16 protein-coding genes are annotated in these 17,518 nt (G+C 62.0%); 4 read left to right on the top strand and 12 right to left on the bottom strand.

The features are described 5' to 3' along the window. Positions 1 to 17 precede the first annotated feature (17 nt). Positions 18 to 923: a LysR family transcriptional regulator gene (locus AC6I9R_RS02865; RefSeq protein WP_461429066.1), complete on the top strand. Its 906-nt coding sequence runs from the start codon at positions 18 to 20 to the stop codon at positions 921 to 923. On the opposite strand, the gene AC6I9R_RS02860 is transcribed toward AC6I9R_RS02865, so the two are convergent. The 5 genes from AC6I9R_RS02860 to AC6I9R_RS02840 form a co-directional block, all read right to left on the bottom strand. Further along, entirely contained in the window at positions 913 to 1,884 is a 972-nt protein-coding gene (locus AC6I9R_RS02860) for a D-2-hydroxyacid dehydrogenase family protein (protein ID WP_461429065.1), read from the bottom strand. The two genes, AC6I9R_RS02865 and AC6I9R_RS02860, sit on opposite strands and share 11 nt — an antisense overlap. Continuing rightward, positions 1,881 to 2,117 carry a hypothetical protein gene (locus AC6I9R_RS02855; protein WP_461429064.1) on the bottom strand — a complete coding sequence of 79 codons (237 nt, stop codon included), beginning with the start codon at positions 2,115 to 2,117 and terminating at the stop codon, positions 1,881 to 1,883. Before AC6I9R_RS02855 ends, AC6I9R_RS02860 begins: the two co-directional genes overlap by 4 nt. Before the next feature lie 59 nt (positions 2,118 to 2,176). Next, a complete protein-coding gene (locus AC6I9R_RS02850) occupies positions 2,177 to 3,262 on the bottom strand; it encodes a 4-oxalomesaconate tautomerase (RefSeq protein WP_461429063.1) in 1,086 nt (361 codons plus the stop codon). Continuing rightward, positions 3,259 to 5,286, bottom strand: coding sequence for a tripartite tricarboxylate transporter permease (locus AC6I9R_RS02845; RefSeq protein ID WP_461429062.1), 2,028 nt, complete (start codon positions 5,284 to 5,286; stop codon positions 3,259 to 3,261). Before AC6I9R_RS02845 ends, AC6I9R_RS02850 begins: the two co-directional genes overlap by 4 nt. A 69-nt stretch (positions 5,287 to 5,355) precedes the next feature. Further along, on the bottom strand, positions 5,356 to 6,459 hold the full coding sequence (locus AC6I9R_RS02840) for a tricarboxylate transporter (protein WP_461429061.1): 1,104 nt from the start codon (positions 6,457 to 6,459) through the stop codon (positions 5,356 to 5,358). 137 nt (positions 6,460 to 6,596) lie between these two features. Between AC6I9R_RS02840 and AC6I9R_RS02835 the strand changes: the two genes are divergently transcribed. The 3 genes from AC6I9R_RS02835 (at position 6,597) to AC6I9R_RS02825 (ending at position 9,791) form a co-directional block, all read left to right on the top strand. Beyond that, a complete protein-coding gene (locus AC6I9R_RS02835) occupies positions 6,597 to 7,268 on the top strand; it encodes a response regulator transcription factor (RefSeq protein WP_461429060.1) in 672 nt (223 codons plus the stop codon). After that, entirely contained in the window at positions 7,265 to 8,638 is a 1,374-nt protein-coding gene (locus AC6I9R_RS02830; protein ID WP_461429059.1) for a sensor histidine kinase N-terminal domain-containing protein, read from the top strand. The genes AC6I9R_RS02835 and AC6I9R_RS02830 overlap by 4 nt, the downstream gene beginning before the upstream one ends. Positions 8,639 to 8,759: 121 nt before the next feature. Continuing rightward, positions 8,760 to 9,791, top strand: a complete 1,032-nt coding sequence (locus tag AC6I9R_RS02825) for a GlxA family transcriptional regulator (RefSeq protein WP_461429058.1) — start codon at positions 8,760 to 8,762, stop codon at positions 9,789 to 9,791. Here AC6I9R_RS02825 and AC6I9R_RS02820 read toward each other — a convergent pair. Genes AC6I9R_RS02820 through AC6I9R_RS02790 form a run of 7 tightly spaced genes read right to left on the bottom strand, consistent with a single transcriptional unit; the run spans position 9,769 to position 17,252 of the window. Continuing rightward, positions 9,769 to 10,701, bottom strand: a complete 933-nt coding sequence (locus AC6I9R_RS02820; RefSeq protein ID WP_461429057.1) for a 3-hydroxyacyl-CoA dehydrogenase NAD-binding domain-containing protein — start codon at positions 10,699 to 10,701, stop codon at positions 9,769 to 9,771. The genes AC6I9R_RS02825 and AC6I9R_RS02820 overlap by 23 nt on opposite strands. Further along, positions 10,701 to 11,441 carry an SDR family NAD(P)-dependent oxidoreductase gene (locus tag AC6I9R_RS02815; protein ID WP_461429056.1) on the bottom strand — a complete coding sequence of 247 codons (741 nt, stop codon included), beginning with the start codon at positions 11,439 to 11,441 and terminating at the stop codon, positions 10,701 to 10,703. Before AC6I9R_RS02815 ends, AC6I9R_RS02820 begins: the two co-directional genes overlap by 1 nt. Further along, entirely contained in the window at positions 11,441 to 12,859 is a 1,419-nt protein-coding gene (locus tag AC6I9R_RS02810; protein WP_497863057.1) for an aminobutyraldehyde dehydrogenase, read from the bottom strand. Before AC6I9R_RS02810 ends, AC6I9R_RS02815 begins: the two co-directional genes overlap by 1 nt. Before the next feature lie 16 nt (positions 12,860 to 12,875). Next, positions 12,876 to 13,808, bottom strand: a complete 933-nt coding sequence (kce, locus tag AC6I9R_RS02805; RefSeq protein WP_461429054.1) for a 3,5-dioxohexanoate:acetyl-CoA acetone transferase — start codon at positions 13,806 to 13,808, stop codon at positions 12,876 to 12,878. Beyond that, positions 13,808 to 14,602 (bottom strand): SDR family NAD(P)-dependent oxidoreductase, encoded by a 795-nt coding sequence (locus AC6I9R_RS02800; protein WP_461429053.1) that lies wholly within the window; start codon positions 14,600 to 14,602, stop codon positions 13,808 to 13,810. Before AC6I9R_RS02800 ends, kce begins: the two co-directional genes overlap by 1 nt. Then, positions 14,599 to 16,134 carry a choline-sulfatase gene (betC, locus tag AC6I9R_RS02795; protein WP_461429052.1) on the bottom strand — a complete coding sequence of 512 codons (1,536 nt, stop codon included), beginning with the start codon at positions 16,132 to 16,134 and terminating at the stop codon, positions 14,599 to 14,601. Before betC ends, AC6I9R_RS02800 begins: the two co-directional genes overlap by 4 nt. Next, positions 16,131 to 17,252, bottom strand: a complete 1,122-nt coding sequence (locus AC6I9R_RS02790) for an aromatic ring-hydroxylating oxygenase subunit alpha (protein ID WP_461429051.1) — start codon at positions 17,250 to 17,252, stop codon at positions 16,131 to 16,133. Before AC6I9R_RS02790 ends, betC begins: the two co-directional genes overlap by 4 nt. Positions 17,253 to 17,518: the final 266 nt, after the last annotated feature.

The raw sequence follows: 17,518 nt of genomic DNA, 5'->3' as shown, positions 1-17,518 counted from the left end.
TCTGGAATTATTGCTCTGTGCGCATCAATTACGACTTCAGCGATCTCGAAGCTTTTCTTGCGGTCAAGGAAACGGGGTCCTTTCATTTGGCGGCTGAGGCCCTGAATCTTTCACAATCGGCCATCACGCGCCGCATTCAAAAGCTAGAAGAGGCGTTGGACACCCAGTTGTTTGAGCGTACGACCCGCGCCGTGAAGCCCACCCTCGCCGCCAAGCGTTTGCAGGCCAGGGCCGAGGCGATAGTGGACGGGGTCCGCGAAACGACCCGCGCGATGCGCGATGAAAGTGCAGTGTTCGACTACCAGAAGAACGCGATTGTTACGGTCGGCATATTGCCCTCTGTCGCCGCAGCGCTCCTTCCCGCCGCGATCCGGGCCTTTCGCGCCGCGGGTCATACGTCTCGCGTGCGGATCCTGGACGGGAACGCCAATGAGGTCTCGGAAGCCGTGGTCAATGGAGAGGCTGACTTTGGCATCTGCTCCATCCCGCAGCTGGAGCCTTCTACCACCTTTGAGGCCTTGTTTGAGGACCGCATCGTCGTGGCGATGCCAGCCCGTCACCGGCTTGTGTCCAAGCAAACCCTTCAGTGGGAGGATCTGGAGGGAGAGGTGCTGATCGTGCCCAATCGGGGCACCGGCAATCGGTTGTTGATCGACGACGCCATGGCGCGCAGTGATCGCCCCTTGAGTTGGACGTTTGAAGTCGCGCGTTCCACCACAGCGTTGGAGCTTGTGCGCCAAGGCATTGGCGTGGCGCTTTTGCCCCAATCCTCAGTGGCTTACGGCGCGGCTGAAACCGTAACCCTGCGCCCGATCAAGGCGCCGGACATCGCCCGCCCGGTGGGGCTTTTGACCCGGAGCGGGCAACGCGACAGTCCCCCCGTTGCCGCGTTCAAGACAGCGTTGCGGTCGGTCAGGACCTGAGAGCCTCCGGGTTGATCATGTGGATCGGCGCGACCGCTGCAAAGGCGTTCACCTGGTCGAAGATATCGCTGAATTGCAGGTCAAACTCATCCTCAGTGACATAACCGATGTGAGGTGTCGGCAACACGTTGGGATGGGTCAGCAATGGATGCGCGGTGTCGGTCAGGGGCTCGGTATCGAATACGTCAACGGCGGCGTGAATGCGTCCCTTGGCGATCTCCTCTTCCAGAACGCCCTTCGCGATCAGCCCTGACCGGGAGGTGTTCACAAACAGGCTCCGCGGGGCCATGGCGGCAAGATCCTGCGCGGTGATGATGCCCCGCGTATCAGGTTTCAGGCGCACATGCAGGCTGACGATATCGGAACTTGCAAAAAACGCGGTCCGACTATCGGCCACGCGGCGTCCATCGGCCAAGGCCCGGGCACGTCCGGCGTCCGACGCCCACCATTGCACCTGCGTGCCCAAGGCCTCGGCATAACCGGCGACGGCTTTGGCGATCCGCCCGTAACCATAAAGACCCAGCGTCCGTCCCCGAAGCGTGCGCCCGACGCGCGATTGCCATGTCCCACCGCGCACCGAAGCCACTTGCGCGGGGATTTGACGATAACTCGCCAACATCAGGGCCAGCGTCATCTCTGCCGCCGCATAGGACGGCGCATCATTGTGCATGTTGGAACAGAGCAGTACGCCGTTTTCGGTGCAGGCGGGCACATCGACATGGGGATAGACACTGCGCTGAGATATCAGGCGCAGGTTGGGCAATTGTTCTAGAAGATCGACCCCGATCTTTGTCCGCTCGCGGAAAAGCACCAGCGCCTCTGCCTCTGCCACACGGGCCGCGAGGCGGGTTGGATCCGGCTCGTGATCTGTCCAGACCGTGACATCATGGTCGGACAGCTTGGCAAAACACGGAAGCGTGCGCAGCGTATCGAACCAATCATCAAGGATGTGGACCTTCATCGGCTCTCCACGCCCGAGGCAGGTGCAGGCGTGCGCGGCGTTGGCACAAAGACCGTCGTATTCAGCGCCGCCAAAGCGCGGTGCACCCGTTCGCGGTCGTCCAGCAACCCGTTGAAGGCCGCGTCACAGCCAGAAATCGGGGTCGGGTAAGAGCGAATGTCGTTGGAAATCAAGCGTTCGGCTTGCAGCAGTTCCGCCCGCGCGAGGGTGAGGCAATCTGAGTATTCATTCATCAGGACTCTCCTATATGCTTTATGTATACCGTAGTATACAATATGCATGCCTGATAGCGCTAGCCCCAAATTTCGCGGGGAACCATGACCTCGCCCCGGGCAAGGAGACGTGTCGTGCGCACGAGCCCTGCGGAGGTCAGGTCGATGCCATCTGCCGTCAGCGTATAATCGACGAGCACGTCGATCTGGCCGCTGGCATGTTCCAGAACAATGCGCGCAGGCCGGTCGTTGCTGCGGTCAGCCAGTCCCTCGGCCACGGTGCCGGGGGTCAACACGCAGGAAGCGAGGCATTGCGCGCCAGTGACGGCCATCGTGGGGTGCGCCTTCCACGGCATGAAGTAACGCGCCGCAACCGTGCCGCCGTCTTTTGCAGGCGCAAGGAGGCCGAACTTTGGCGTGACGGAATTGGCCACATCGGCAATCCCCATGGCCGTACCTGCCAGAATGCGGACAGCCTCCATCCGGGCGAAGAACCCCGTGTTTTCGTTGAGGGCGGCGGCGGATTCGTATCCCGAAAGGCCGAAGGCCTCTGCCCGCGCGATGACCATGGGCATGGCGACATCCATGCAAGTGACCTCGATACCGTCAAACGTGTCTTGCAGATTGCCCGTGGGCAGGAACGCGCCTGTCGCGCCGCCAACGGTGTCCATGAACTGCAGCGCCACGGGCGCGGCTGTCCCCGGGACGCCGTCGATTGCGGCGTCTCCTGCATAGTTGACCGCGCCCTCCGGCGTCTGGACCGTCGACACCACCCGGGCGCCGGTATTGACGGCGTGCACCTTGACCTGGGTCTCGGCCCCGGTGACGGGCACCAACCCCATTTCAAGCGCGGCCGGGCCGACGCCTGACAGGATGTTGCCGCAGGTCGGTTTGAAATCCACTGCCCGATCCTCAACGCTGACCTGCGCGAAGAAGTAATCGATATTGGCCCAATCGTCGTCCGACGCGCTCAGCATCGCGACCTTGTTCGTCACTGCATTGCCGCCGCCGATGCCGTCGATGTTAAGCGGATGCCCGGCCCCCACGACAGCAAGGAGCACCTCGGCCAGAGTCTCCAGATCCTCGGGCAAGTCGGCGCGGTTGAAGTAGGGCCCGCGCGACGTGCCGCCCCGCATGAACAGGAATGGAATGGCACGCAGGGTCATGTCAGGGGCCACGGCAGGCTGACGTAATCCTGCAATAGACCCGGCGGGAAATCACGGTTGAGCGATGCCGCCATGGCGCAGATGAAGGCGATACCGATGCCGGTGTAGACCAGCGCATAGGTCAGGGACTGACCGGCCCGGAAGCGGATGAAGAGGAACAGGAAGCCCGCCAATGCCAGGATGAAACCGACGAGTGACGTCGCGATCAATAGCCCCGCGAACCATGCCAAGGTCGCCCAAAGACCGTAGGAATTGTCGTCCGCATCCTCGACCTCCCTGTCAGCGAATAGGGCGTCGGTCTCGGGCTTGAACCGCATCTGGATCAACAAGATGGCGCAGCCGATCAACGAGATGGTGGCCACGAAGATCGGGAACACCCGGTCCATCCGCGCATAGTCCGGGATGATCGCCGCGTTCCAGTACGACAGGGCGATGTAGCCCGTGACCAGCAGCAAGAAGATCAGCGGCGCTCGCTTGCCGCCTGAGACCACTGCACCTTCGGCTTGAATGTTCTTGGCCTGGCGCAGGCCGACCACGACCGACACGAGCGTGATAATGATCAGCACGATCACGATAGGGCTGAACATGTAGTCGAGCCCTTCCTCAAAGCTGCGGCGGAACCGCGACGAGGCGATCTGGAAGGCCTGGTTCGTGTAGCGCTCGGCCGGACCTGCCAGCACGAAACCGATCAGGAACGCCGGGCGCGACCAATCAAAGCGGCGCATCATGATGCCCAGAAGGCCGATGCCGAACAGCGCCACAAGATCCCAGAGCGATTGGCGGGACTGGAAGGCCGCAAAGGCGATGATCATGAACAGGAACGGCGCCAGCAGGGCGAAGCGGATGTTCGTCAGCCGCGCGATCCCGCCCGAGGCGATGATGCAGATCACCGTGCCCACGACATTCGCGAGGGCCAGCAGCCAGACGATGGCATAGGTGAAATTCAGGTTGTTGTTGATCATCGAGGGGCCGACCTCGATCTGGCCGGTGCCCAGAAGCGCCACGCCCGAGATGAAGATCGCCATGGAGCCAGAGCCGGGGATGCCAAAAAGAAGCGTGGGCACGAGGCCACCGCCTTCCTTTGCGTTGTTGGAACTCTCTGGCCCGATCACGCCGCGAATGTCGCCGGAGCCGTACTGGCTTTTGTCTTTTGAGGTTTGCACCGCGTGGCCATAGGCGATCCAGTCGACAACGGACCCGCCTAGGCCCGGGATCACCCCCACGGCGACACCGATCAGCGAACAGCGCACGGAAAGCCACTTGTTGGCCCACCAATCCTTGATGCCCGTGGACCAGCCGCCGCCCAGGACCTGCCTGTCGGAAATGGCTTTGTCTTGACGCAGCAGCGCGACGATTTCGGGGATCGCGAAGATCGCGAGGCCCACGATGACCAGCTTGAGCCCGTCCATCAGGTAGGGCGTGTCGAAGGTCGACATGCGCAAAGCGCCGGAACTTGCGCCCTCGCCAATGGTGCCGACCAGAAGGCCGAGGCCCGCCGCGACAATGCCCTTGATCGCGACGCGACCGGCAAGGATGCCCACCATCGACAGGCCAAAGATCGTGACCATCAGAAGCTCGGGCGTCTGGAACGCCAGCACGATGGGGCGGGCGGCGAGAATGAAGAACGTAAGGAAGGTCGCGCCGAGCAATCCCCCGAAGAGCGATGAGGAGAAAGCCGCCGAAAGCGCCCGTGCCGCCTGCCCTTTCTTGGCGAGCGGGAAGCCATCAAGTACCGTGGCCTGCGATGCAGATGATCCGGGTATCCCCATGAGAACGCTGGCGAATGTATCTGACGTGGGTACGACAGCCACCATGCCCACCATCAGCGCCAGACCGTACAGCGGCTCCATCCCGAACATGAACGGCAACAGCAGCGACAGGCCGGCAATGCCGCCCAGGCCCGGAAACACGCCGATGCAAAGGCCCATACAGACCCCAAGAACGAGGTAACCCAAGACCACGGGCTGAAGGATCATTCCAAAGGCTTCAGACAGCGCTGGCAGCGCCGTTGCAAAGAGATCCATCACGGCCTCCGCTCAGGTAAGGGAAAATGAAATGGCCCCCCGCGTGCATCGCGGAGGGCCGGGTCGCGATTACTCGAGCACGACGCCGTAGCGGTCGGCCAGCCATTCGATCACAAAGGTCTGCGCCTCTTCGGGCACTTCCGTGGCGCTGGCCATGGCGGAGACAGCGGCGTCACCGGTCATCTGCGGATAGACACCCAGACGAGCGGCAGAGATTTCGGCGAAATCCTCACGCTCGGTGATGGCCAGAAAGGCGTTGGTATAGGTGTCGATGGCCGCTTGCGGCGCGCCTGCGGGCAGGAACACCATCTTCTGCGCCGGGAAACCGGCGGTGAAGAAGGCAACCCATGCGTCCCACTGGGGACCAGACGTTTCGCAGGTAGAAGCCGCTTCGCAGACTTCCGCAAAAGACGGCATGTCGGGGAACGTGGGATCCCGAACGATGTTGCCGTCCGCATCCAACGCGCCGAAGGAGAACCACGGCACGGCGGTGCCCGCCTCAACCAACGGTGTCACACCGGAGAGGTACGAGGACGAGGTCTGATAGTCGATGTTGGCTTCGCCCCGCTCGAACATCAGGCGACCATCGCCGCGGCCTTCGATTCCAAAGACCGGCTCCACGTTCAGACCCAGCATTTCCCACGCCAGAAGCGGCACGAGGTCCAGACGCGTCGCGCCCTGAGAGCCATAGATGAAGTTCTCATCTGCGATTGCCTCGACGCCGCCCTCGGCGACGGCGGCACCCAGATCGGCGGGCAGATACGCGACACCACCGGTGCCCGACGCCAGAACAACGTTCCAGTCGTTGTACTCATAACGCACACGCGGATCGTTCAGCAGGTAAGGGAACTGAGTGGAGCCCGAAGACCCGAAGATCGTCGTGCCGTCCTCATATTCCAGACCTTGGAAATGGTTCGCCCCGCGGGTGGAACCGGCGCCGGGCATGAACGTCACCACCACAGTCGGGTTGCCGGGCAGCGCTTCGCTGAGCAGCGGTGCGTAGAAGTTCGCCCACCGGGCAGAACCGCCGGTTTCCGAGAACGGGATGATCCATTCCACCGTCTCACCGGACAGGTCGACGGCATGGCCATCGGCGAAGGCGGCGGTGCCCAGTGCAGCAGCCGATACGCCGAACAGAAGCGCCGTAGAGCGCTTTGCGAGTGTCTTAATCATGTCTTCCTCCCAAGTGCTGCGACGCGTTGGTTGCAGCTTTCCTCCCAAAAAGGCGAAGATCGCCATCTTGATACATCCCATGATTGAGTGCCAATCTTGCACCAACCTTGCATCGGCCAATTTTTGGGATCCCATTCGTGCAGATCGTCATCGTCGAAGACAACATCTCGGTCGCGAAGGGGGTGGCCTACCGCTTGCGCGACGAAGGGCACGCGGTCGACCTGCTGCACGATGGCACGGAGGCTGAGGCCTTCTTGCGGGGCGATACGGCGGATCTGATCATTCTCGACATCAAGCTGCCGGGTATGTCGGGACTAGAAGTGCTGGCGGCGCTCCGCGCGCGGGGGGATCAACGGCCGGTCCTGATGCTGACCGCACAATCGGAAACGAGTGACCGCATTCTGGGTCTCGATGCCGGGGCGGACGACTATCTGGTTAAACCGTTTGAAATGGATGAACTCAGCGCCCGCGTGCGCGCGCTCAGCCGACGCAACGCGCAGATGGACCGGAAGGAGCAGTCCATCGGCCCTCTGACATTCGACGCCACGGCGCGGATGATCCTTGGCCCCGATGGCCCGTTGACTGTCCCACGCCGAGAGGTTTCCCTGTTCGAAACGCTTCTGGCCGCAAAGGGGCGGACCGTGTCCAAACAGGCGCTGCTTGATCATCTCTATGGCACGGGAACGGACGTGGATGAGCCGGTGGTCGAGGTCTATGTCTCGCGCCTGCGGAAACGCCTGAAACCCTTCGGCGTCGAGATCCGCGTTCAACGCGGCCTTGGCTACGCGCTTGCGGAAACGGCGACGTGACGCGCAGGCTTTCGCTCAGGGAGCGCCTGACCCTGATCATCTTGATCCCACTCTTGATCACAGTGCTCGCGATTGCGTTTTGGGCCGCCCGTGACGCCGAAGAACGCGCAGCCGACCGGTTCGACCGCTCGCTTCTTGTGACCGCCCTGGGCATCTCCCGCGACACTGCGTTCTCGGGCGGTGATGCCCTCAGCCAGGACACGCGAGACCTGTTGGCAGATACCTCCGGCGGGCCGGTCTTCTACCACGTCTACGCGCCCGATGGCGTCTTCGTAACGGGCTATGCCACGCCACCCGTCCCACCTGAGGGCGCAGAGCGGGACGCGGTGCTGCAGTATTTCGATGCGATCTACCAAGGCAGCGCCGTGCGCGCGGTGCGTTTCACGGACTTGATGACCATCGACAATCTGTCGGGCGAGTTCACCTTCACCGTGTGGCAGGATCTGTCCCTGCGTGATGGCTTCGTGCAAAGCCTGTCCCGGCGGACCTACGGCGTGATGCTGACGCTGGTCTTGGCTGTGGCCGTGATCGTCTGGTTCGGCGTCCGTTTCGGCCTCGCCCCCTTGCTGGACCTGGAGGATGCAATCGCCCAACGCTCGTCCGAGGATCTCAGCCCGATCCGCCGCCAGATCCCCGTCGAAGTGCGCGGCATCGTTGGCCGTCTAAACATGCTGTTGGGTGAGTTGTCAGGCACTATGCAAGCCAAGGATGACTTCATTTCCAACGCGGCGCACCAACTGCGCAACCCTATTGCCGGTGTGCTGGCCCTGTCGGAAGCTGTCGTGTCGGCCCGGACACTGGAAGAAAGCCAGACCCGCGGGCGTGACCTGCTGGAAGCCTCCCGCCACGCCGCGAAACTGACCGAGGATCTTCTGGCCTTGGAGCGCATCACATCGATGCGGATCACCGATGATCTGGAGCCGATCAACCTTTCAATTGTGCTCCGCACTGTCGTGGCTGGTCTCGCGCCCCTTTGTGAGGAGCGCGGGATTTCCCTGTCAGAGGCAATCGAGGTGAACGCTGCGTTGTGCAGGGTCGACCAGACCTTGTTCGAACAGGCCCTCACCAATTTGATCATGAACGCCCTCACCCACGGAGGGCCGGACATGTCGGTGATTGAAGTCACGTTCACTGCCGACGACACGTCTATTCGGGTCGAGGTGAATGACAACGGACGCGGGTTGGAAGACGAGGAATTCGATCTTGCCCTATCGCGGTTTGCGCAAGTGTCCCCCGCGACCGGCACCGGCTTGGGTCTGCCCATCGCGAAAGCTGTCGTCGAGGGCGCCTCTGGCCAGCTCATGCTGAAAAAGCAATCTCCGGGGTTGTCGGTGCAAATGGACTTGCCAAGGTTTGTGCCACCACAATGAGCTTCCAGGGCGGCGCATCAGCCCGGAGTGCTGAATTGAACGCGTGTAAATGCTGTGCAATCCCAATTCGTCGGGCAATCGCAATTTGACAATATCGGACGCTTCTTAACTAAATCGGCCAATGTCGAACCGATCTGATCCACTGTTGAACATCGCCGTCTTGGTCAGCCCGCATTTCAATGTCTCGGCGACGACATCCTTTGTCGATCCGTTTCGCGTGGCGAACTACCTGTCGGGGACCGCGCGGTTCAGTTGGACCTATGTCTCAGACACCGGCGGTCGCGTTGAATCCAGCAGTGGCTTGGTAGTCGAAACGGCCCCGCTAGAGGACGTGGCAAAAACCGCGCCCTGGCTTGCTGTCGTCAGCACTAGTTGGACACCCGAACGTCACGGGACAGCGCAGTTCAAGACGGCTCTGCAAAGGTGGAGTGCCAACGGCACCATCCTTGGCGGATTGGACACCGGGGCGATTGTCCTTGCCAGCGCCGGGTTGCTTCGGGGAAAAACCGCGACGGTTCACTATGAGCACATCGATGCCTTTGCGGAACTCGCGCCGGACACCACAGTGTCCGAAAATATGTTCGTAACAGATGGCAAGATCTTCACTTGCTGTGGCGGATCTGCAGCGACCGATCTGGGCTTGCGGCTTGTTCATTCCGTCGCGGGTGAAAGCATCGCCAACGCCTCTGCGCGGTATCTCTTTCACCATGATGTGCGCGGCGAGGGGCACTCGCAAAACCCCAAGGCGGTGGAGCCGTTGGGCTATGTGACATCTGGCCTCGTCCGGGCCGCCATCGATCTGATGGAAACCCATCTGGAGACACCCCTGTCGATCCCGATGATCGCACACCGTTTGTCTGTGTCGCAGCGCCAGCTCACCAGGTTGTTCCGGCAGTATGTCCACAAATCTCCGGTCGAGTACTACCGCGACATCCGCCTTGATCGCGCGCGCGGATTGGTCACGCAAACTGAGCTGAAGTTCAGCGAGATTGCCGAAGCCTCTGGCTTCAATGGGCAGGTTCATTTCAGCCGTGCTTATCGCTCCCGATTTGGCCTGACCCCCACGGCGGATCGTGTCGAAGGCCGTGTACCGTTCGAGTTTCGGGCCTGGCCGATGTTCAAACCCGATCTCAGTTCCGCAGGGGACGCGTAGCCTTTTGCAGCGCCACCAGCATCTGGTCGCGCTGCGCTGAAAGCACTTCAGGGCTTTGACCTTGGGCCTGATCGGCCATGCCGTCGACCAGGTGCTGGATCACATCATCATCCAGACGCGGATCGCCCAGATCGTCCCACCAGCCGTTGAACGTGTCTTTGAAATGCGCGCAAAAGGCCTGCAATCCCCCGTCGCCCGCGCCCAAGTGAAACAGGGTCGTTGGCCCCATCGCGGCCCACCGAAGCCCGGGCCCGGCCCACATCGCCTTGTCGATGTCCTCGACGCTCGCGACGCCTTCCACGGCCATATGCACAGCCTCGCGCCAGACGGCGGCTTGCAACCGGTTCGCGACGTGCCCGGGCAGGCCCTTGTTGATCCGGATGGTGACCTTTCCGATGTCCTCATAAAACGCCTCGGTCCGGTCCAAGACGCCCGGCCCGGTGGCGTTATTCGCGGTCAGCTCCACCAAGGGGATCAGATGAGGGGGGTTGAACGGATGCCCGAGGATAAGCTTGCCTGGGTCGCGCCATCCGCCTTGCAAGGCTTCCAGCGTCAGGCCCGAGGTCGAGCTTGAGACGATGGCGTCCTCAGACAGCACCGGCTCGATCTCCGCATAGGTCGCGTGTTTAATCGGAAGGCGTTCGGGGACGTTTTCCTGAACAAAATGCGCCGCCGCGACGGCCTCGGCGGCGGTCGGCACAAAGGTAAGGGCGTCGGGCGTTGCGCGGTTTGTCAGGCCCAACTCGCCCAAGGCTGGCAACGCTTTTTCGATATAGGAGCGCACAGATGTTTCAGCGCCAGGATCCGGGTCAAAAACGGTGACGCTGCGGCCCGAGGCAAGGAACAGCGCGGCCCAACTGGCCCCGATTACCCCGGCCCCAAGAATGGCGGTTCTCTCGATCTGCGGCATTAGAACAACCCCGGATTGAGCGGTGAGGCGGCGGTCATGCCGCCGTCAATCGTGAACAATTGCCCCGTCGCGAAGCTGGCATCATCCGAGGCCAACCAAACCGCCATCGACGCGATGTCCGCCGGTTTCCCGAAGCGATGGACCGCGTGGCGCGCCAATGCATCGGCTTTGGCCTTCGCGAGGTCTTGGGCCAGGGCAAAGCCCGCGTCCAGCATGCCGGTTTCGATCCAACCAGGGCAGATGGCGTTGCACCGCACATTCGGCCCGTGATCCACGGCAATCGAGCGTGTCAGGCCGTGCACAAAGGCCTTGGACGCGTTGTAAAGCGCCATCGACGGGTCAGCCACATGGCCCGAGATCGAGCCGATGTTGATGATGGAACCGCCGCTGGACATCGCGGGGATAAAGGCGCGGCAGGTGTTGAAGACGCCGCGCGCGTTTACACCCATGACCAGATCCCAATCGGCGTCGGTACTATCGACGACAGTTTTTTCAACCTGAACACCGGCGTTGTTGACCAGGATATCGGTGCCATCCATCGTCCATGCCAGTTGGTTGACTGCCTCCGCATCTGCGACGTCGAGCGCGTACCAGATGATGTGTTCGGGCAGGTCGTCGGGGCGCTCGCCGCGCCCGCATGTGGTGACGGCAGCGCCCTCAGCCGTAAAGGCGTCCACGATGCCGCGCCCGATGCCTTGCTGTCCGCCGGTGACAAAGGCGCGCTTGCCTGCAAGCCGCATCAGTGCGCGACCATGACGTGCCGGATCGCCGTGTAGGCATCAAGCGCATAGACCGACATGTCGCTGCCGGTGCCGGAGCCCTTCATCGCCGCCCAGGGCATCTCGGGCGTGGCAACGCCGTGGGTATTCACCCAGGTGAAGCCGTAGCGCAGCTTCGCCGTCATCTCCATCGCGCGCCCGACATCGCGGGTCCAGACTGAGGATGCGAGACCATATCGCCCGGTGTTCGCCACGCGGAGCGCCTCCGCCGCGTCGGAAAAGCGGGAGACGGTGACAACCGGGCCGAAGACCTCCGTACACGCAATCTCAGCATCATTATCGACATTCGCGATCACGGTCGGCTGATAGAAGAAGCCCGCTCCGTCGCCCGCCGCGCCGCCAATGACAACCTCCGCGCTGTCGCGCGCGCGGTCGACGAACCCGGCCACCCGGTCCCGTTGCGCGGCAGAGACGAGCGGCCCCATCTCTGTGCCCTCCACCTTGGGTGCACCGATCTGGATCTGGCTGACCTGATCCTGCAGCAGCGCCACCAACCGGTCATAGGCCGCATCGGCCACGATCACCCGGCAAGGCTGCGCGCAATCCTGACCTGCGTTGAAGAAACCGCCGTAGCGAATGGTCTCTGCCACCGCGTCGAGGTCGGCATCCTCAAAGACGATCACCGGCGCCTTGCCGCCCAATTCCAGGTGGACATGACGGATCCGGTGACTGGCGGCGCGCATCGCCGCCAACCCCGTCGCGGGAGAGCCGGTGACAGTGATCGCCTCCATCTGCGGGCTGTTGATGAGTTGGTCCCCAATGCTCGGGCCGCGCCCGTGCACAACGTTCAGCACCCCTTTGGGAAGGACGTCCTGCAGCAGCTCGGCCAAGCGCAGGGTCGACAGCGGCGTCAGTTCCGAAGGCTTCAGAACCACGGTGCACCCGGCCGCGAGAGGTGCCGCGATTTTCCAAGACGCCATCATCAGCGGGTAGTTCCACGGCGCAATCGCAGCCACCGGCCCAACCGGGTCGCGGCGGATCATGCTGGTGTGGCCGGGCACGTATTCGCCCGCCGCCGATCCGCTCATCGTCCGCGCCGCGCCGGCAAAGAAGCGGAACGTATCGATGATAAGGGGGAATTCATCATCGCGCGCCGACGGCCAGGGCTTGCCCACGTCGAGGCTTTCCAACTCGGCCAGCTCGTCCTGATGCGCCTCCACCACATTGGCGATCTGCAACAACAATGCGGCGCGGGTGGCGGGCGGGGTCTGGCGGAAGCTTTCGAACGCTTCTTCGGAACTCCGTACCGCCGCCTTGATCTGGGCGCGGCTGGCCTCGGGGACGGTCGTGATCTCCGCTCCCGTGGCCGGATTAAGGATCGGCAGCGCCTCTCCGTCCCCCTGCACCAATTCACCGCCAATCAACATCCTGGTCTGCATCATGTCCTCCCAACCTTCAGAAATTCACCTGATCTGCGCCCTTGAGGGCCAGACGGTCCCGCGCCTCGGCGGGTGTCGCAACGCTCAGGCCCAGATTCTCAATGATGGTCCGAATGCGGGTCACTTGTGCCGCATTGGATTTTGCCAGTTCGCCTTGTCCGATGAAAAGGCTGTCTTCCAACCCAACCCGAAGGTTACCGCCCCGCATGGCGCTTTGGGTGGCGAACGGCATCTGATGACGTCCCGCCGCAAGGACCGACCATTCATAGGTCCCCGCCCCGAACAGCTTCTCGGCGGTGTTGTGCATGTGGACCAGGTGATCAGGGTCGGCGGCGACACCGCCCAGAATGCCGAAGACCATCTGAATGAAAAACGGCGGCTTGATCAGGCCCTGATCAACGAACCATTTGACGTTGTAGAGGTGGCCGAGATCATAGCATTCGAACTCGAACTTGGTGCCGTGATCGCCGCCGAGCTTTTCAATGGCATAGCGGATCGTCCGGAACGTGTTTGGAAAGATGAAGTCTTCCGTCATCTCCAGAAACGGGCGTTCCCAATCGTGCTGAAACTCGGTGTATTTCTGTAGCATCGGGAAGATCCCGAAATTCAGCGACCCCATGTTGAGCGAGGCCATTTCCGGGCTGGTCGAGGTGGCCGCCAACAGACGCTCATCCATCGACATGCCCAAGCCGCCCCCGGTCGACACATTCATCACCGCGTCCGTGGCCTGTTTGATCACCGGCAGAAACTGCTGAAACAACTCTGGCCTGGGGTCGGGTTTGCCCGTCTCTGGGTGGCGCGCATGAAGGTGGATGATCGAGGCACCGGCCTCGGCCGCTTCAATGCTTGCCGTGGCAATCTCCGCGGGCGTGATCGGCAGATAGGGCGACATCGACGGCGTATGAATGCCGCCCGTTGGCGCGCAGGTGATGATGATCGGTTTGGCCATCAGAGCTTCATCTGCTGGACTTGCGCCGAGAGGCCGCCGTCCAGAACCCACAACTGCCCCGAGGCATAGCGCGCTTCATCCGAGGCCAGCCAGTTCACCAGATTTGCGATGTCCGTGGGCGTGCCGTAGGTGCGCATCGGATGCACGTCGCGCACGGCCTTTTGCAACGTCTCGATATTGCCGCCACTCCCGCCGGAGCCATCGCCGTTGAAGAAGCTCTGCAGCATCGGCGTGTCGATGTAGCCGGGGCAAATGGCGTTCACGCGGATGCCCTCGGGGCCATGATCGCAAGCCATGGCACGGGTCAAGGCGTGGACCGCGCCTTTGGTCGCGCAATAGGCCGCAAGGCCGGGATCCGCGATGAACCCGTCGTAGGAGCCAAAGTTGATCAGGCTCGCGCTGCTGCCGGATCTGGCCGCTTCACGCATCAGCGGGATCGCGTACTTTGAGGTCAGGAATGTGCCCGTGCAGTTCACCGCGAAGCTTCGGTTCCATTCCTCAAGCGAGGTTTCTTCAACCGTTTTTTCAATCTCGATGCCCGCCGCGTTGACAAGGATATCCAACTTGTCATGGGCCGTGCGCACTTGATCCATCGCGGCAATGGCATCGGCTTCCTGGGTCACATCCAGCTTCACGAAGTGACTGCCGTCGTCGTCATGTTCGGCGAGCGAGCCTTCCGGCGTCAAATCGGCGGCATAGACCGTCGCGCCCTCCTTGAGGAACCGGGCGACAATGGCGCGGCCAATACCGCCGCGCGCACCCGTCACAAGGGCGATCTTTCCGTCGAGTGTCATTCGTTTGGGTCCTTGATCGGCGGATAGCGATAGCGGTTTGCGGCCACCGTCCAATCCATGTGATTGCGCACGTACTGCTGGCTGGCGTCATAGGGCGGGTTGTAGTCCCATGACGCGCTGGCGCCCGCCTCCATCGCGGCGTGCAGCGCCCGGCGGGATTTCTGGGTGGCGATGATTTTTTCGCGCAGCGCCGCGCCGTCCCAGCGCGCTGCGACCTCATCTGCGAAGGCCTGCGCCGCGTCGCGGTATGCCGGGTCAGAGGCGCGGTTCACCCGCTCGGATGGGTCCACGCTCAGGTCGTAAAGCTGCGGCGGGTCGCTATCGCAATGGATGTATTTCAGAGGCCCGCGCCGGATCATGATCACGGGATAGGCTGTCATCTCGGCGCAATACTCGCCGATCGCCTCATCAACGGGATCCTCCCCGCCCCGCGCCAAGGGCATCAGGCTGCGCCCGTCAATCGGCTCTCCGAGCATGGTTGCGTCACCGCCACCGATCTCAAGAAAGGTGGGCAAAAGATCCACCAACGACACAGCGTTCTGCGCGGTGCCAACCGATACTCCCGGCCCCGCCATCACCAAGGGCACCCGGGCGGAATGCTCAAAGAAGTTCATTTTGTACCAAAGCCCGCGCTCGCCCAACATGTCGCCATGATCCGCGGTCACGATGACGATGGTGTTGTCCAACGCTCCCGTTTCTTCGAGCGTTTGAACCAACTCTCCGATCTTGCTGTCAAAATAGCTGACATTGGCCAGATAGGCGCGGCGCGCGCGGCGGACTTCCTCGTCGCTAAGCGGCACGTAGGAGGCCTCAATCCCGTCCATGACCCGGCGCGAGAACGGGTCCTGATCCTCCAAGGCGGGCGTAAAATCCGGCAGGTCGATCTCATCATCCGAATAGAGATCCCACCATTCAGGCCGCGCCACGTAGGGGTCATGCGGATGGATGAAGCTGGCCACCATCGCAAACGGCGCAGCGGTCCCGTGCGCCTTGTCGCGGGCCACATCAAAGAGCCAGCGCTTGGCCGCAAACCCAACCTCGTCGTCATAGTCGATCTGGAACGTGGCATGGGCCAGACCGCTTTCCTTGACGGTCTGCATGTTGTGATACCACTTGTCGATCCGCTCGTCCGGGGCCTCCCAATCGGGGGTCCATGCGAAATCAGAGGGGTAGATATCGGTCGTGACCCTGTCCTCAAACCCATGCATTTGATCGGGGCCCACAAAATGCATCTTGCCCGCAAGACACGTTCGATAGCCGAGCGATTTGAGGTAATGCGCGAAGGTCGGGACCGAGGCCTTGAACTCGGACGCGTTGTCATAGGCGGCGATCCGGCTGATGTGCTGGCCTGACATGAACGCAAACCGCGACGGTGCACAAAGGGGCGAGTTGCAGTAGGCAGCCTCAAAGCGCATCCCGCGCGCAGCCAGCGCGCCCATGTGGGGCGTCTTGGCGACCTTATGGCCATAGGCCCCGGTGAAATGCGGGGCCAATTGGTCTGCCATGATCACGAGGATATTGGGCTGCGTCATGCAGCACCTTTCGCATAGGCATCCAAAACCAACCCGTGAAAGTGATGAACCGCGTGCTCGGATTTGCCGGACCCGTCGGGATCATTCACGATCCGCCCTTGGGTGAAGGCGGGCGTGCTCATCCCCCGCTGCACGCTTTCCACCAACCCGATATCTTCGACCTGCAACACCTCATCAAGGTAGCGGATCGCATCCAGTTCCATCGCGTCGGGCTCAGGCGTCTCCAGAAAGAAGTCATAGGTTTCCAACGTGCGGTCGGGGCCGACGGGGATAACATTCAGAACGATCATGCTGGAGCGACCGGGATAGCGCATCAGGCAGGTCGTGGGATACAGCCACCAGACCGCGTGGGTCTTGACCGTCGCGTTCGAGACATCGTAGGCCGCGTTCGGGCTGGTGCCTGCGTCGGCCATATGGCTGGAATAGATGCCGTAGGTTGTGACCTTGTAGGTCTCCATATCCACCAGATCGCAGAAGTCCTTATGGGCGGTCGGGCAATGGTAGCACTCCAGGAAGTTGTCCACGACGTTCTTCCAGTTCGATTTGATGTCATAGGTCAACCGGTGCCCGAAGGTCAGTTGATCCACATCGGGCGCCCAATGGCGCACCTCTGTCTCCAGGTTGCCCGATTGCGCGGCGAGGGAGGCCGCCTCTGGGTCCAGATTGACGAAGACAAAGCCGCAGAACTCTTCGACCTGCACCGCATCAAGGCAGATGTCATCCGTGCTGAAATCTTCCAGGTTCTCAGTATGCGGTGCCCGCGCAAGCTGCCCGTCCAGCCTGTAGACCCAGGCATGATAAGGGCACATGATCCGCGTCGTCGTCCCTTCACCTGAGAGCAGTTCGTGGGCGCGGTGTTTGCAGACGTTGTAAAAGGCCCGCAGCGTCCCCTCTTTATCGCGCACGACCGCGATGGGTTGCCCCGCAATATCGACGGTGACGAACGACCCCGGCTCACGTGTCTTTTCCACGTGACAGACCCATTGCCACGTTTTGGACAGCACCGCTTTCAGGTCGGCGTCGAACCATTTTTGCTGCGTGTAGGCCTCTGCCCGCAGAGAGCTGGAGCGCGAGGGGTCCTGGTCATAGCCAAGCGAAATTGCGTCGGAATCGGTCATGCCATCTCTCCCAAGGTGTTCTCAGCCTAGGCAAAGCCCGGAACGCTGCTATGCAAAATTCGACATGAGTTTGATGTTAATCGCCTGACACGCGGGGTCGAGATCCGGGCCTTTTGCGGCTGGGGAGGACCTATCGGCTTCACCGCGACGGGGTCCCGCAATCAGACGGGTCGCCTTCAGGTGCGCCTCGCGGACACGGCCGTCGCCGGCCCTTCGACCTGTCCGTCAGTGGCTAGACTTCAGTCTTCCCAAAGCGGTCTTGCGGA

The sequence above is a fragment of the Gymnodinialimonas sp. genome, assembly GCF_059726805.1.
This window is presented reverse-complemented; position numbering and strand designations above follow the sequence as displayed.